This window comes from Lacticaseibacillus saniviri JCM 17471 = DSM 24301 (assembly GCF_001311785.1).
Lineage (GTDB): Bacteria > Bacillota > Bacilli > Lactobacillales > Lactobacillaceae > Lacticaseibacillus > Lacticaseibacillus saniviri.
This window is the reverse complement of sequence record NZ_BBBX01000002.1, coordinates 155,458-170,239: the sequence shown is the minus strand read 5'-3', so window position 1 is coordinate 170,239 and position 14,782 is coordinate 155,458. Positions and strand designations below refer to the sequence as shown.

Annotated in this window: 13 protein-coding genes and 4 pseudogenes; 6 read left to right on the top strand and 11 right to left on the bottom strand. The window is 49.1% G+C overall.

Annotated elements, in window-relative coordinates; translation table 11 throughout:
- Positions 1-181 precede the first annotated feature (181 nt).
- Together JCM17471_RS02500 and lexA are read right to left on the bottom strand one after the other, a co-directional pair.
- A complete protein-coding gene (locus JCM17471_RS02500; RefSeq protein WP_054776680.1) occupies positions 182-838 on the bottom strand; it encodes a thermonuclease family protein in 657 nt (218 codons plus the stop codon).
- Between the two features lie 80 nt (positions 839-918).
- Positions 919-1,548, bottom strand: a complete 630-nt coding sequence (gene lexA / locus JCM17471_RS02495; protein ID WP_054776679.1) for a transcriptional repressor LexA — start codon at positions 1,546-1,548, stop codon at positions 919-921.
- A 376-nt stretch (positions 1,549-1,924) separates the two neighbouring features.
- Here lexA and JCM17471_RS02490 point away from each other — a divergent pair, with 376 nt between their 5' ends.
- The 3 genes and pseudogenes from JCM17471_RS02490 to JCM17471_RS02480 all read left to right on the top strand — a co-directional run bounded on the left by JCM17471_RS02490 (position 1,925) and on the right by JCM17471_RS02480 (position 5,155).
- Positions 1,925-3,100, top strand: coding sequence for an aminotransferase class I/II-fold pyridoxal phosphate-dependent enzyme (locus tag JCM17471_RS02490; protein WP_054776678.1), 1,176 nt, complete (start codon positions 1,925-1,927; stop codon positions 3,098-3,100).
- 10 nt (positions 3,101-3,110) lie between these two features.
- Positions 3,111-4,106, top strand: coding sequence for a D-2-hydroxyacid dehydrogenase (locus tag JCM17471_RS02485; protein ID WP_054776693.1), 996 nt, complete (start codon positions 3,111-3,113; stop codon positions 4,104-4,106).
- 18 nt (positions 4,107-4,124) lie between these two features.
- Positions 4,125-5,155, top strand: a pseudogene (locus tag JCM17471_RS02480) (PTS sugar transporter subunit IIC).
- A gap of 366 nt (positions 5,156-5,521) precedes the next feature.
- On the opposite strand, the gene JCM17471_RS02475 reads toward JCM17471_RS02480, so the two are convergent.
- Complete coding sequence (locus tag JCM17471_RS02475; protein WP_162208335.1) at positions 5,522-5,707, bottom strand: hypothetical protein; 186 nt, start codon at positions 5,705-5,707, stop codon at positions 5,522-5,524.
- A 138-nt stretch (positions 5,708-5,845) separates the two neighbouring features.
- Positions 5,846-6,240, bottom strand: a pseudogene (locus JCM17471_RS02470) (hypothetical protein).
- Positions 6,241-6,398: 158 nt separating this feature from the next.
- On the opposite strand from JCM17471_RS02470, the gene JCM17471_RS02465 reads away from it, so the two are divergent.
- Both JCM17471_RS02465 and JCM17471_RS02460 read left to right on the top strand, forming a co-directional pair.
- The gene (locus JCM17471_RS02465) at positions 6,399-7,511 is read left to right on the top strand and encodes an AI-2E family transporter (protein ID WP_054776692.1); all 1,113 of its coding nucleotides are present in this window, start codon (positions 6,399-6,401) and stop codon (positions 7,509-7,511) included.
- A gap of 8 nt (positions 7,512-7,519) precedes the next feature.
- Positions 7,520-7,990 carry a hypothetical protein gene (locus JCM17471_RS02460; RefSeq protein WP_054776691.1) on the top strand — a complete coding sequence of 157 codons (471 nt, stop codon included), beginning with the start codon at positions 7,520-7,522 and terminating at the stop codon, positions 7,988-7,990.
- A gap of 370 nt (positions 7,991-8,360) precedes the next feature.
- Here the strand turns inward: JCM17471_RS02460 and JCM17471_RS02455 are convergent, their stop codons facing one another.
- The 7 genes and pseudogenes from JCM17471_RS02455 to JCM17471_RS13865 all read right to left on the bottom strand — a co-directional run.
- Complete coding sequence (locus tag JCM17471_RS02455) at positions 8,361-8,774, bottom strand: helix-turn-helix domain-containing protein (protein ID WP_054776676.1); 414 nt, start codon at positions 8,772-8,774, stop codon at positions 8,361-8,363.
- 253 nt (positions 8,775-9,027) lie between these two features.
- Complete coding sequence (locus JCM17471_RS02450) at positions 9,028-9,294, bottom strand: hypothetical protein (RefSeq protein WP_054776675.1); 267 nt, start codon at positions 9,292-9,294, stop codon at positions 9,028-9,030.
- A gap of 30 nt (positions 9,295-9,324) precedes the next feature.
- Positions 9,325-9,708, bottom strand: coding sequence for a hypothetical protein (locus tag JCM17471_RS02445; RefSeq protein ID WP_054776674.1), 384 nt, complete (start codon positions 9,706-9,708; stop codon positions 9,325-9,327).
- 8 nt (positions 9,709-9,716) lie between these two features.
- On the bottom strand, positions 9,717-10,010 hold the full coding sequence (locus JCM17471_RS02440) for a hypothetical protein (RefSeq protein ID WP_054776673.1): 294 nt from the start codon (positions 10,008-10,010) through the stop codon (positions 9,717-9,719).
- Positions 10,011-10,432: 422 nt separating this feature from the next.
- Positions 10,433-11,401 (bottom strand): glycosyltransferase family 2 protein, encoded by a 969-nt coding sequence (locus JCM17471_RS02435; protein ID WP_054776672.1) that lies wholly within the window; start codon positions 11,399-11,401, stop codon positions 10,433-10,435.
- Between the two features lie 17 nt (positions 11,402-11,418).
- Positions 11,419-13,554, bottom strand: a pseudogene (locus JCM17471_RS02430) (ArnT family glycosyltransferase).
- Positions 13,543-13,907: pseudogene (locus tag JCM17471_RS13865) on the bottom strand (GtrA family protein); the annotation flags it as partial. The pseudogenes JCM17471_RS13865 and JCM17471_RS02430, both read right to left, overlap by 12 nt.
- A 187-nt stretch (positions 13,908-14,094) precedes the next feature.
- On the opposite strand from JCM17471_RS13865, the gene JCM17471_RS02420 reads away from it, so the two are divergent.
- Complete coding sequence (locus JCM17471_RS02420) at positions 14,095-14,781, top strand: response regulator transcription factor (RefSeq protein WP_082395175.1); 687 nt, start codon at positions 14,095-14,097, stop codon at positions 14,779-14,781.
- The last annotated feature ends 1 nt before the right edge of the window (position 14,782 follow it).

The following is a 14,782-nucleotide window of genomic DNA, read 5'->3' as shown; positions in this document are numbered from 1 at the left end:
GTGCTCGATTGCTAAACGGGAATGGTCATGCTCTAAACGCGCTCAACCACACTGTCTGTTCCGCCATAGACGTGCTCCAAAAGGCAAAACATTCCGGTTAGCTCATCTTTGCCGAAGCCACAAACCGGCTTCTGGCCGAGATATTGCTAATCCTCATGTTTTGAACGCCTTTTGTCGCACTCTATCGATACAGACTCGTATTAAATCCACGATTGGTGACATAGCCATCCTTGGACCAAATGTTGAGCCGCTTGGCCTTGGCTTGTGCCTGGGCACGATTCAGCTCTTGCAGATAAGTCGTGCTTGGTGCGAAGACATAAGCGACACGTGCGAGACCCTTTTCGACCAACTGCTTTTGTAGTAGCTGGCCATCCACAAACACATAGACCAATATCCGGTCATACTTATCGGCGTAATCGCCGCGATCAAACATAATCGTGACCTGTTTGGCGTTGTTCAATGCATTGTGCGTGTAATTACTGGCCTGCATCCCATAAGGCATCACAGGTGTGTTCGCCTTAACGGTTTCAGGCGTATCAATCAACAAATAACGCGCCTTCAATTGATGCCCATTCAACCGGAAAACTGAGGTATCCCCGTCGACGTGCCGCACAAAGGTCACGGGAATCTGTTTCAACCGCGGTAAGACGTTAAAATTGCGGCCAGTAAACTGTTTGACCGCATCCGCCACATCAGCACTGGTTGAAGTGCTGCTTGTTGTCGCTTGCTGCTCACTTGACTGCGACTGTTGTGAAGAATGATTCGTCGACTGCTGCGTTTGCCCACAACCCGCTAACCCCAAAACAACAACTGCTAAAGCTAACCAAATCCGTTTCATTTTTCTCGTCCAACTTTCACTATTATGTATACCATACAAAAACAGACTGACCGCGTTTAACCGCAATCACCCTGTTGTGTTTAGACTAAGGCAGGTCGATACAAGCTGACCACGACACCCAAGACGGTGACGGAATCAAAGTACATATCTGCCATTGTATCGTTTTCTGGATGCAAGCGAATCCGGTGATCTTCCTTGAAGAAGCGCTTGACGGTAGCTTCGTTCTCTTCCGTCATTGCGACCACAATCTGACCATTCTCTGCTTCAGACTGCTTCTTCACAATAATCTGATCGCCATTGAGAATCCCGATCTTGATCATGGACTCCCCTTGAACCCGCAGCATGAACAAGTCATCTGCCGCGTAGTTCAAATCATCAGGTAATGGGAAGTAATCTTCCACATTCTCAATCGCTGTGATTGGCACACCAGCAGCAACTGTCCCCACGATTGGAATCCCCAATGCTTCTGAGACGCCGATGTACTCGAGCCCCGTACTGGTGATTTCTAAGGTCCGTGGCTTAGAAGGGTCCTTCGCAATCAACCCTTCGTTGTTTAACTTCTCGAGATAGGCCGCAACCGTGCTCGATGAACTCAATCCAACCGCTTTACCAATTTCACGAACGGTTGGCGGATAGCCGCGATTCTCGATGGAGTCATGAATCGTGACCAAGATATCTTTCCAGCGTTTCTGGCTTGCTTGTGTCGGCATGGCACTAACCGCCCCTTCTATTTCTAAATTAGCCTAAGCATACCAAACCGAACAAGCGTTTTGCAAATGTTTTCACTGTTTTTCATGGACTTTTACGCACAATTTCACGGAATTAATTAAAAGTTGTTGACAATAAAATGAGAAGCTGTATCATAATGAGCATTACATGAAAGCAGGTAATTCTTATGACAAGCCAAGTATATCGTTCAGCACAAATCTGGTTTTTCTTCTTTACGTGAACCTATGCGTAAGGAACGTTTACGTGTGGGTTTAAAACCAGCCCACGCGCACAGCTTGTCAAGCGTACCCGTGGGCTATCTCCATCGCCCACGGGTATTTTGTATTCTCATCCAAAATTCAGAAAGAAGGAACTCCCATGACCCAACTCAAAGCAACGCTCGATACTCGCACCAATCACTTGCTCCACCACGCTAAGCCCAATGCTATTCTGGCCTTCAATCAAGAACTCAAGCAGCTCGGCGGCATCATCAATTTGACCGTCGGCGAACCCGATTTCAATACGCCCGACCACATCAAGCGGGCTGCCATGCACGATATCGAAATAGATGACTCCCATTACGGCCCCTCAAACGGGACACTGGCTTTGCGTACGAATGCCAGCCAATTTCTGAATACACGCTATGGCACGCACTACACACCCAATGAGATCATCGCGACAGTCGGCGTCACCGAGGCTATCTATGCGACCTTCCAAACAATCTTGGAACCCGGCGATGAGGTCTTGATTCCCACACCAACATTCCCACTGTATGCGGCGGCCGTGACGTTTGTGGGCGGCCGAGTGGTCACCATCAATATCTCGGAGTCGGACTTCAAACTCACGCCAAAACAACTCACGGCAGCGATTGCGACACATCCGCAAGCCAAAGCAATCGTGCTCACGGCACCTGGCAATCCCACCGGTATCGTTTACAGCCAAGATGAATTGGACGCATTGGTTGCCATTCTCAAAACGACTGAGCTGTTCGTGATTGCGGACGAGATTTATTCCGAATTGGTTTTTGATCAACCCCACATCTCACTGGGCAAGCTGTTGCCGGAACAAACTATTTTGTTCAATGGTGTGTCAAAGAGTCACGCGATGACCGGCTACCGAATCGGGATTATCGCCGCGCCACAAGCCCTCATCGACCAATTGGCCGTCATCCACCAATTATTGGTCACCGCACCAACCAACGCTGCCGTCGCAGCAGCCACCGAAGCCTTTGGACCCGGCGCCAACGACATGATTGACACCGGCATGAAGGCAGAATACAAAAAGCGCCGTGATCACTTGCTACAGGCAATCGAAGAAGCCGGACTCACCTACGCTTATCCAGGTGGTGCCTTCTATCTCTGGTTCAAAGCCCCAGTCGGCGACTTACAAGATTGGAATCTGGTCCGCGACATCGCCCAGAAGGCCAAAGTTGGCCTCATCCCCGGTATTGCTTTTGGCGAAGACGGCCGCGGTTGGTTACGCGCCTCTTACGCGACCAGCTATGAGAACATTGTTGCCGCAAGCACACAACTCATTGCCTACTTCAAACACTAAAGGAGAAATCATCATGCAAATCAAACTATTTTCAGTTCGTCCCGATGAACAACCTGCTATCAAGGCCTATCAAGAAGCACACCCCGACGTTGAACTGCTCACCACAACAGCTGAGCTACACCCGGATACCGTCACAGAGGCGCAAGGCGTTGACGGCATCGTGATTCAACAGCGTTCACCCATCGGTGGTGACGCCAGCTTTTATCAACAGTTACACGACAATGGCCTCAAGCAGATCAGCACGCGCACGGCCGGCTATGATGTGATCGATGTGTCACTTGCAAACGATGCTGATCTGGCCGTCACCAACGTGCCCGCCTATTCACCACGATCGGTCGCCGAATTTGCGCTCATGCAGATTTTCCGCTTACTGCGCCACACCGTCGACTTTGATCGCCAAGTCGCTCACCAAGACTTCTCATGGAACGGCCTGGTTTCACGTGAAATCCACTCCGTCACGGTCGGGATTATCGGCGCCGGGCGCATCGGAGGCACACTTGCCGGTTTATTACATAGCTTAGGTGCCAAAGTATTGGTATATGATGTCGCACCACGTGTCGAGGTCAGCTATGTGGCCGAGTATGTGAGCCTGCCAGAGTTACTGGCGCAAAGTGATGTCATCTCACTCCACGTGGACCTCAATGCCAGTTCCACCCATCTGCTCAACCAAGCCGTTTTCAACCAAATGAAGCCAGGTATGTTGCTGGTGAATGCTTCTCGTGGCCCGGTCATCGATACACCAGCACTCTATGCGGCCATGGATGCCGACACCGTTGCCGCTGTGGCTCTGGACACGATAGAAGGTGAAGGCCCACTCTTTGCCAAAGATCTGAGTGACCAGACCATCACCGATCCGATTGTCAAAGAAGCACTGGCACGGCCCAATGTCTTATTGACGCCACACATTGCTTTTTACACCAATATTGCTGTTGAAAATATGATCCAGATTGCCCTTGATGATGCTATTGCCATCATCAAGGGACAAGACTCGCCGCACACCGTCTAATCAGAAAGGAAAACTGCCATGTCCACCAAGCCAAAGACCAACTTCACCCTCAATATCTTGAACGGTCTCAGCTTAGCCATTGTTGTGGCATTGATTCCCGGGGCTGTCTTCAGCGCCATCGTCAAACTCTTCGGTACGGCACCGGCTGCTGTCGAAATCAGCCACATGTTGAATCTGATGCCTAGCTTTCTGCCCGTGTTCGCTGGATTCGCTGTCGCCTCCCTCTTCAAGCTCGGTTTCATCGAAGCGGCCGCAATGGCTGGCGCCGGTGCAGTCGGTGCCGGCGTGGCCACATTCACCCCCAAGGGCTTTCTGCTCAACGGATCCGGTGACATCATCAATCTTGGCATCACCTTGGCCATCAGTGCCGCTTTGACCCTGTTATTGGCTAATCGTTTGGGCCAGTTCAAAATGCTGTTGCTACCCGCCATCGTTTTGGTTATCGGGGGCGGAATTGGGTTTTTGACGCTACCATACAGCCGCCTCGTTTCACAGTGGATTGGGCAGCTGATCAACACGGCCACCACGCTACAACCGCTTCTGATGGGCATCATTGTTGGTATGGCATTCGCTGCTTGGTGGTCTCACCGATTTCATCCGTCGGGATTGCCACAGCGATCAGTCTTGGCGGTATCGGCGCCGGTTCAGCCAATCTTGGCATCGTGGCGGCCAGCTTCACATTGGCTATGATGGGTGCGCGCGTCAATCCGGTGGGTGGCACATTAGCGCATTTTATCGGTTCACCCAAAATTCAGATGGCCAATATGTTGTCTAAGCCCAAACTCTTCATTCCAATTCTCATCGCAGCGGGTTTGTCCGGTGGTGTGGGTGCGCTATTCGGCATCACAGGCACACCGGCCAGCGCCGGGTTTGGTATCTCCGGCTTAATCGGCCCACTCGCCGCATTGAGCGGCGGAGCGACCCTCTTCACGGTCATCATCGCTTTCGTCGTCATCCCCGTAATCATTGCGGCCAGTGTGAGTTACGTTGCCATGCACATCACTCATTTGATTGATGCAACAGATGTGAAACTCCCGGAAATGCAATAGAGCGCGAGTTCGCACGGGTGACTGTGAGCACTAACGGGACTCGCGAAACAATCGTGTTTTTGACGATTGTCGTGAGTCATGTTAGGCGGAACAGGCAGTGCGAACGAACGCGTTTAGAATGCGATCATTCCCGGTCAGCAATCGAGCGCTAACGAGCCTAGAGCGTGACAAAAGGTGTTTAAAATATGAGAATTAGCAAAATCTTTGCTAGAAGCCGGTTTATGGGTTCAGCAAAGATGAGCTAACCGGAGTGTTTTGCCCTTTGGACGCGTTTCGACCCCACCATCCCCAAGCACACAAACAAAAAGAAGCCGAAACCAAACGCATGCGTTTGATTTCGGCTTCTCTTTGTATCGATTGTAAATCTTAGCGAATCATTGACATCTTGTGCAGTTGGCGACGGTCGCAAGCACTCTTGAGCATGGTGTAGACACCGGCTACAAGTGCATCAACTGCCAAGAATAAAATCCCGACGGTTGCGAAGTTTGTCATCAACAGCGCCGCAGTCACGACTGCCATTGTAATCACAAACCATTTCATAATCCGTAACATCTTTGCTGTCACTCCCTTCGTTGTCCTCTTACTAGGTGTTGATTACTATCATACACGCTTTTGGAGAATTGTAAAGTTTTTGTATCGTCAACATTTACAATTGAAGGGTAGCTTTAGGGATTTTTACGAATTTGTAAATTATTCTGCAGGTTCGCCTGAGACACGTGTCAATGAAACGGTCAACACATTATCGGCTGTGGTATTGTAATCGGCCAACATGCCCTTTACAATGCCCTTTGAGGCCCGTGTGTTGATGTGGATTCCTCATAGTTCTGAATCCAGGTAGAGACAGCGTTAAAGCCGAATTCAAAGCCTTCAAACACCTGCATATATTCTGTTGCGCGTGGATTGGTGGTTACGATGGTCACTTTTGTCACACGTTGATTCTCAATCACCAATGTCAGCTTGATCAAACCATCATCAATCGGTGTTTGTGTGCCATCCGCTAATTCCTTTGGCAACTTGTACGCTGCTAAGCGCATGTTGTCATTGTAAACACGTTGTACATATGCATAACTTCCTAAATCAGCCATTTGATTCACCTCATAAAGTCGCGTATTTGACCTAAGTCGGGTATGATTATAGTATTCCTTCACCGGAAACGCACACAATTCGCTTCGAAAGGTGATATTTATGGAAAACAAAAACCTGGTTCTATCGACGCTTCTTGAACAACAAGTTTGCCGTCGTGATGTTCGACCTGATTTTAGTGCTACTGGCGATTTTGTTATTCACAAAAATTGCTTGGGTGTTCGAACCCGTCGTCACCTTCTTAGGCGTCGTCGCACCACCATTCTTGCTGGCAGGAATTCTCTTTTACCTGACCGTACCGATTATTAATTGGATGGAAGCAAAGCTCAACTTCAAACGCGGGCTAGCCATTTTACTTCTATTCATTGTCTTGATTGGATTGTTGGCTTGGGGAATCTTCAAATTCGTGCCTGCCGTCCAACAACAAGCCACAAGCATCATTCAATCGTGGCCAACACTATGGAAGCAATTCACTGATTGGCTCACAGAACTCAACAGCAAACAAAACCTGATCTCGCAAAAAGATCTCAACCACATCGGCCAAGAGATCATGAGTGCCTTTTCGGGGAAGCAATCCTCAATTCTCTCCGGAACCGTCTCTCAGATTCAAAATGTCATTGGAATTGTCGGCAATGTTGTCGTCACGATTTCGACGGCACCCATCATCTTATTCTTCATGTTAAAAGATGGTGATCAGTTCGTGCCGAATCTCTTACCAATTTTTCCGACTAAAGCTCGGGCCTCTATCGGGGATATGCTCACCGAAATGAACACCAAGGTGGGGTCTTACGTGCAAGGCCAACTCACCGTCGCACTGGCGGTTGCGATTATCTTCATGATCGGTTATAGTGTCATCGGTTTGAAGTATGCGTTGGTGCTCGGCTTGATTGCCGGACCGCTGAATCTGATTCCCTATTTTGGCTCCGCACTCGCAATGGTGCCATCGCTAATCATGGGGCTTTTAACCTCACCGAAGATGCTCATCGCGGTCATCATCGTCTTCTTCATCGAATGGCTGCTTGAAACCCAACTGATTTCACCCCTTGTCATGGGGAGTAAGCTTGAGATGCATCCAATCACGATTGTGGTGGTGCTGCTCACAGCGGGCAATCTCTTCGGGCTGCTCGGCGTCATCTTGGGTATTCCAGGCTTTGCTGTTATCAAAATTATTGTTTCTCGTTTCTTCGCGTGGTACCAAACCATCTCGGGCTTATATGATGACCCTGAGCCCGATGATGACGCCACACCACCCGTACCCACACAAAAGGACTGACTAAATTGATGAGTGTTTTCTTAATCACATTAGATATCGTATTAATGGCCATGGCAAGCTACTACATCTATTGGCAGAGCCAAATCATGTATCAATCGCGATACAGCTTTAGCCAACTGGTTTGGGGCATTGTCTTAGTCTTATGGTTTGTCACCACGGACATTAGCAACTGGTCCTACATTATTTTTGTTTCCATCTTCATCCTGATGTCCATTCTAGCCGGCTTTGGTGGCTTGGGCAGCAAACGGCTAATCGCAACAGGAATGTTCCAGCGCGTGATTCCATACACGGCCATCAACGAAATCACATTGACCCCACTGAGTCTGCCCAATGGCAACGACATGGTGGTTGCGCTGTTCACGATGTCACCACGCCGCTTCGTGCGTTTGACCTTCAAGAGTAATCTCGACGGCATGATGAACGCCTTACATGAAGTGGTGCCAGACAGTGTCAAAATCACTGTGCAAGAAGTCCAATAGGTGAAAAAAATGCTGTGGCGCCCCACAAGAAGGGTACCACAGTATTTTTGTTGACATTTTTTAAGTTAACGCTTACAATCAGTGCAACTCAGTACCCTACTGGACTGCAGGAGATGGTCACATGCCAAAAATGAAAGAACAAAATTATGGCTCTTCATCGCTAGCTTTGCCTTTTTTCTCATACTCGATTGGTTAATGCCGCAAGTCGCCAACTTCATCTCTCGCCTTGTCGTGATTGCGATTGCTGGCGTCATTCTGTACTTTATTTATATGTTTATTACAACAAAAGTCCAAAAAAATAAGCAGTGACAATTCTCTTCGAGAATTGTCACTGCTTATTTTCGTTTTATAGCCGAAACGTGCGGCTCGTTTACAGCGCACTCACAGTCATGCCGCTGATGAACGCCATGATGACATTGCGATCTGCCGTTGAGATCGGTTTGCCGTTGTGTAATAACGCGGTATCCGAGTGGATCAGCTGATCGATATCAATAATTCGTTTCGTTTTATCACTTTGAGCGACATTTGCCTCAGTGTGATCGGGATGTTGTGCTTGATGTTGTAATTCCTTGAACTTTGCATTCAAGTCAATGTCATACAACTGGCTCAACCGCTTGATTGAGCGTTTCTGTGGTTTGCACAAGCCATTCTCCCAATGGGACAAGCTCGCTGGTGTGATTCCTGATTGGCTGGCCACTTGAACGATCGTCAAGGCTTTCTCCTTGCGTACCGTTCGCAGATATTGACCAAATGCCAAATCTAAAGGTCGTAACTGATTAGTCATCGGTAAATCCCCCCTTGCTTAGCAGTACATTCGGTGAACGATTAAAAACTTACACTATTAACTATTCTACCGGACTAATGTTGTTTACGTCGTGTTTACTTTATATTTATAACATCTTCCACAATTTTCCGCAACTAAAAACGCTTGTTATTCGGCACTAATTTGTGCTGCGCTTTGCCCCATGGTTGCCGGAAACTGAGAACCAGACTGAGCCCAACAATGATTGCCAGTGCCCAGAAGACAAATTCATTCATCACCAAACCAAAATTAAAACATAAAAGAGCCCAACAATCACAATGCCAAATAACACATCGAGCATAAATCGGCCAAATCGTGTTTCGGCATAGCTGTCAGCGGACGTTAATGCCCACAATAATAGGGTCGTGATGATACCGAACCCCACCGTCATCGCTTGCTCGCCCAGAGCTGTGGGGGTGCGCACCAACCATGCCCCAATTGTGAATCCAATAACGCCAATTACCATCAAAATCCATTGCAAACTGCGCTGCTTTTTTGTCATATCATTGCTCCTTTTCCTCAATTGCAGCGTCTATTCACCAAATAAGTCGCCGTTAATAACCAATGTTTCATCTTGTGTCACTTTGAAAACATGCACCGGATCGCTCAACACGCCAGATTCCAATAACTGTTCGAGTTCTTCTACCAGATTGTGATACTCGGTGAGTTCATCGCCATATTCGAGCAGATCCTCTTCCTCAAAGAAACTGGCCGGAATGTTGAGATAGTGTGCCGTATTGTTAGGAATATCGACACTCCCCAAGTCCTCAACGTCACTCAATGTTTCTGCTTCCGTAATTTCAATAAATGCCTGATGACTAACTGGAAATTCTCGATTCTCGATCACAATGCGATCGAAATACGTGTCCGCATCCGTTGTTGCAATCCGGAGTAAATCAAATACTGTTGCTGCCATACGCTACCCTACTTTCGATACCCAAGCGCCTTTTGCAATGTCTGCTTGGCTTGGTCTTCTGTGAGCTGGTTGGGATTGTAAATAATAATGCCGCTTCCCATATAGTAGTTGAACTTCTTCAATACAGCACGGTCTGTGAGACTCCGCAACCGCAACTCATCATTGACCTGCTCTAACAAATGCTCTGACCAAGGAAGTGCCATCATCTCGGGCATATCCCGTTCAGTGAGGTAACCCTTATCCATAATTTCGTTTGCGCCTTCAGTCTTGTGATAGCGCGTAATCTCATCATTTGGTGCCATATTGATCCCTCTCTTCTAAAAATAATGTACCCAGTTTATCGCTAAATAGCAAGGTTCAATACCTGTTCCAAACGATTCCTTTAGAAATGTATCACACGCACCTCATAAACTCAGTGAAAACACAAAAGAAGCTGTGCCACAATCGGGCAACAGCTTCTTCGATATTATTGTAGATGCAGGGAGATAACCGCGCTCCAAAAGGCAAAACACTCCGGTTAGCTCATCTTTGTCGAATCCACAGACCGGATGCCACCAAAGATTTTGCTAATCCTCGTGTTTTAACCGCCTTTTGTCGCGCTCTAGACGCGTTCACCCACACTGCCTGTTCCGCCTAACAAGACTAGCGCTAATTGCACAACCCGCAATTATCACGCTAGTCCCGTTAGTGCTCACAGCCAACGTGTGGGTTCACGCTCTTTTACTCACATCCTTGCCCGTTGCTGCACATATTGTGGTGTCGCCTTAGCCTGCGCAAAGCCATACGTGGCTTCCACGATATACAACGGGCGCTGACGGGATTGATTGAATAAGCGGCCGATGTAAGTGCCGATGATACCTAGGATTAAGAAGCCACCACTGCCAAGAAAGAACAGGCTGCTCAAAATCCAGGTATCAAGCGCCAAATCACCTAGCAATGCTGAGATAGCCACAATCAGAACACTGATGCCCAAAGCAATTCCGCTCAACCAGCTCGCCAAGGCAAGCGGTGCCGTTGAGAAGCTCATGAGCCCATTCATCGCGAGATTCAGCATTTTGCGCAATGGGTACTTGGATTCGCCTGCCGTGCGTTCCTGCCGGTCATAGAGTACAGCGGTCTGCTTGAAACCCACCCATGACACCATCCCGCGGACATAAGGGTCAGTCTCATTCATGGTCATCAAGATATCGACCACCTGACGATCCATTAAGCGAAAATCACCTGTATCCACTGGAATGTCGACCTTGGTCATCGCCGCTAACAAGCGATAGAACGTCGTCGCGGTCACCTTCTTGAACCAGGTTTCACCGCTGCGGTGGCGTCGCTTGCCGTAAACCACCGAGAATCCTTTTTGCCACTGATCGAGCATGGCTGGGATTACACTCGGTGGGTCCTGCAAATCAGCATCCATCACCACGACGGCATCGCCAGTCGTATACCGAATACCCGCTGTGATGGCGAGTTGATGACCGAAGTTACGTGAGAAGCGAACCAAGCGGATGGCGCTATTCTTTGCCATTGCCGCTTGAATCTTTGCGACTGTGTCATCCTGTGACCCGTCATCCACGAAGATGAGCTCATAGCGTTCTGGGCGAATGCGGACATAGTTTGAGAGCACGGCTAACGTATTATCGATACCTTCACTTTCATTAAAGACAGGTAGCACAATCGATACTAAGGGATCTGTTGTCATAATGGGACTCCTTTCGCTTATTTGAGTTGATACAAGGTGCCTTGGCTCATACCACCAAATCCACCTTGCATCCCGTTTGCTTGCGTCTGCTTAGTGCTTGAATACTTGCTACTGCTGATCTTCTTACCGTTCTTTTCAACCCACTTCACAATGGCTGAATTGCCGGATTTACCGGAATCATAGAAGTACTTCAATTTACCAGCCTTGACCAGTGCCTTGAACTGCTTGAGCGTGATGGCAGGGTCGGTCCCATTGAACCCACCGATGGCCATCACCGCTTTACCGGTTTTGATGATATATGGAGCGGCAGTGCTGGCATCACTTGTGGCAAAGAGATACTTGGCGTTGCCTTGATGCTTAGTCACGTAGCTCAATAAGCCACTATCGACAGTGCCACTACCAATGCCACCACTTTGACCACCTTGTTGGAGCAAGGCTGGTCCCGCGTATGGAATCCCAGCGGACTCACCGGCCAGGGTTGGGGTCAGCGACCACCATGCGGGTGCGGCGAGCATCGCAACAAGTGCCGCAATCACACCGAGTTTGCCCTTACCTTTGCGCCCGGCGAACAGAATGCCAAGTGCCACAATCTCAGCCACGATGACGAGCCACATCTGCCAGGTGTAACTCATGCTGACATACCAAGCCTGCAAGCCGACTGTCACTACGAGGGTAATCGGTAACAACCAGGCTGTCCAACGTGTGAGTTGTTGTTTGAATTGTTTGAACATGGTGACTAAGCCAATCCCGACCAAGGCCGCGATTGGTGGTGCCAACATGATGGTGTAATAAGGATGGAAGAAGCCAGCGACTGAGAAGAACCCAGCAACAGGCACCAACCACGCCACCCAATACCAGATGTGTTGCTGCTGGCGATTGGTTTGATACCACTTACGCTTGCGGTCATAGAAGTACGCATACGCACTGATGATCCCAATCAATGCCGCCGGTAACAGCCAACTAATTTGTGGGCCTAAGTCAGATTGCAGAATCCGCAATGGCCCCGCTGTCCCGATTGAAAAGGCGTTATTGCCACCGCCCATACCACCACCCATTTTGCCGGATGGTTTCTTCATGCCAGCTGCGCCACTCGGTGGGGTGCCCGCTTTTGCTTTGTTTGCTGTGCTTTCCGTTGCGCCATTCATTGGCGTACCACTAGGGCGTGTGCCGCTCGGTGGCTTCTGGCCAGTTGGCCCCTGACCATTTGTCGGTGCCTTACCGCTGCCCTTAAAGCCGCTCGGTGGCGTGCCGCCCATCTGTGGCTTAGCAGTTGCTTCAGCGCCGGTACCACCGGCTGCGGGCATGCCACCAGTCGTGCTTTCCTTGGATTTGGAGCCCATGCCTGGGAAGGCCCCACCAGTCCCGGTTGTTTGACCTAACAGGCGTTCAGTCCCGTTATAGCCAAAAGCCAGTTCCATCATTGAATTGGTCTGTGAGCTACCGACATAAGGTCGTTCACTGGCAGCCGTTGAATCCACGGCTACTGGCCAAGCCAACGTGAGGCCGGCTAAAGCCGCCGAGGCCATAACCAGCGTCAGGATTTTTTCTTCCAATTCTGCCGTGATGCAATCCAATAGAAGAAGAACATCGCAGGCAAAATCATGAAGGCCTGTAACATTTTGATGTTGAAGGCGACCCCGATGAGACCGAAACTGACGACCACCATCCACGCTTTCTGGCGGTCAACCGCTTTGAGCAGCAGATAACCCGCGAGCAGGAGGAAGAAGACCAAGGTGGCATCCATGTTGTTGGTCCGTGAATCGGCCACCACAATTGGCGTTAAGGTCATCACTAGCGCAGCCAATCGTGCCGACCAAGGGCCAAAGTACGGCTTGATCATGGCATAGAGTAGTGCAACCGACCCGATCCCAAAGAGAATGGACGGTAACACGACTGACCAGCCATGCACACCAAAATTTGGCGGAGATGGCCATGAACCACAAGGCGACAGGCGGTTTATCCACGGTGATAAATCCCGCCGGATCAAAAGCCCCGTACCAGAAATTGTGGAAACTTTGAATCATACTGGTAATGGCGGCCGTGTAATAATCATTGGCACTCGTTGCCTCCCAGATATTCCAACCGTATAAGAAGGCAGCCAGAATCAAGATAGCAACGAGCCACCAATCAATGCGACGTTTTTTTTCACTGATTGTCACGTCCTTTCGTTTAAACACCCAAATTTGCTCAACAAGAAGTTGGTCGGCACGGTCACCATAAGGCTAAAGAGTGGCGCCAAGGTCTTGTTGAATTGCCACCAGTCATTCCAGATTGTCGTGAGCAAGAGACTTAGCACCAAACTCAACGCATAAGTGAGATAATAGCGAGGTGCGACACTGGTGAGCTGCGACTGATGTTTGGCCTTGAAGACCCAGTTCTCATTCAGCAGTAACCCCATGATCGAGGTGAGCCCGTAGCCGATACCCATCGCAGCAGTTGGATTGATATGCCGATACAGCATGAGATACAAGGCATAGGTGATGATGGTATTCAGTGCCCCGACCAATCCAAAGGCGATGGCTTGCTTGAATAATTTCTGCAATTGTGGCACTCCTTTCCGCTTATTCACGACGCCTCAGTTGACGTTGCCTTTAATATAGCGGGGCCACCATAAAATAAACTTAAAGCACATCACAATTACTTGGCGCCTTTAGTTCTATTTAAGGTCGGCATGCGATAATACATATGAGGTGATAACAATGCTGCCACGCATTTTGATTATTGAAGATGATCCGAATCTGCAACAGAGTATCCAAGATTTCCTAGAGCCATTCGCTGATGTCGAAGCAGCCACCGATGGCTTTACCGGTCAGTTCATGGCCGAACAAGATATCTATGATCTGATCATCTTGGATATCATGTTGCCCGAGATCAACGGCTTTGATCTCTTGACCCACTTGCGCCAACATCAAATCGATACACCTGTTCTGATTTTGACAGCCAAAGCTGAACTCTCAGACAAACTGCACGGGTTTGAGCTGGGCGGTGATGACTACCTCACCAAACCCTTCCACCGCGAAGAACTCATCATGCGCGTGAAGGCTTTGCTCAAACGCACGGGCAGTTTCTTCAGTGATCAAGAGCTAGTGGCGGGCCCGATTCACCTGGATTTGGCAGCGCATCAGGTGCACATCGCTGAAGAACTGGTGACCCTCAATGGGAAGGAATTCGATTTGTTGATGTATTTGATGCAGAATCAAGGCACCATCATCACCAAGAATCAAATTTTCGATCGCCTGTGGGGCTTTGATTCTGACACCGCGCTCACCGTGGTTGAAGTTTATATGTCCAATCTTCGGCGCAAACTAAAAGCCACCGCGGCGGATGGCTTAATCAAAACAATTCGAAATGTCGGTTATATTTTGACGGAGGAAAATTAAT

Coding starts and splice junctions, on each gene's coding strand:
- JCM17471_RS02475 (WP_162208335.1), bottom strand. CDS start 5,707: ATGTTACGGATTATGAAATGGTTTGTGATTACAATGGCAGTCGTGACT.
- JCM17471_RS02455 (WP_054776676.1), bottom strand. CDS start 8,774: ATGACTAATCAGTTACGACCTTTAGATTTGGCATTTGGTCAATATCTG.
- JCM17471_RS02440 (WP_054776673.1), bottom strand. CDS start 10,010: ATGGCACCAAATGATGAGATTACGCGCTATCACAAGACTGAAGGCGCA.
- JCM17471_RS02435 (WP_054776672.1), bottom strand. CDS start 11,401: ATGACAACAGATCCCTTAGTATCGATTGTGCTACCTGTCTTTAATGAA.
- JCM17471_RS02460 (WP_054776691.1), top strand. CDS start 7,520: ATGAGTGTTTTCTTAATCACATTAGATATCGTATTAATGGCCATGGCA.
- lexA (WP_054776679.1), bottom strand. CDS start 1,548: ATGCCGACACAAGCAAGCCAGAAACGCTGGAAAGATATCTTGGTCACG.
- JCM17471_RS02490 (WP_054776678.1), top strand. CDS start 1,925: ATGACCCAACTCAAAGCAACGCTCGATACTCGCACCAATCACTTGCTC.
- JCM17471_RS02445 (WP_054776674.1), bottom strand. CDS start 9,708: ATGGCAGCAACAGTATTTGATTTACTCCGGATTGCAACAACGGATGCG.
- JCM17471_RS02465 (WP_054776692.1), top strand. CDS start 6,399: ATGTTCGACCTGATTTTAGTGCTACTGGCGATTTTGTTATTCACAAAA.
- JCM17471_RS02450 (WP_054776675.1), bottom strand. CDS start 9,294: ATGACAAAAAAGCAGCGCAGTTTGCAATGGATTTTGATGGTAATTGGC.
- JCM17471_RS02500 (WP_054776680.1), bottom strand. CDS start 838: ATGAAACGGATTTGGTTAGCTTTAGCAGTTGTTGTTTTGGGGTTAGCG.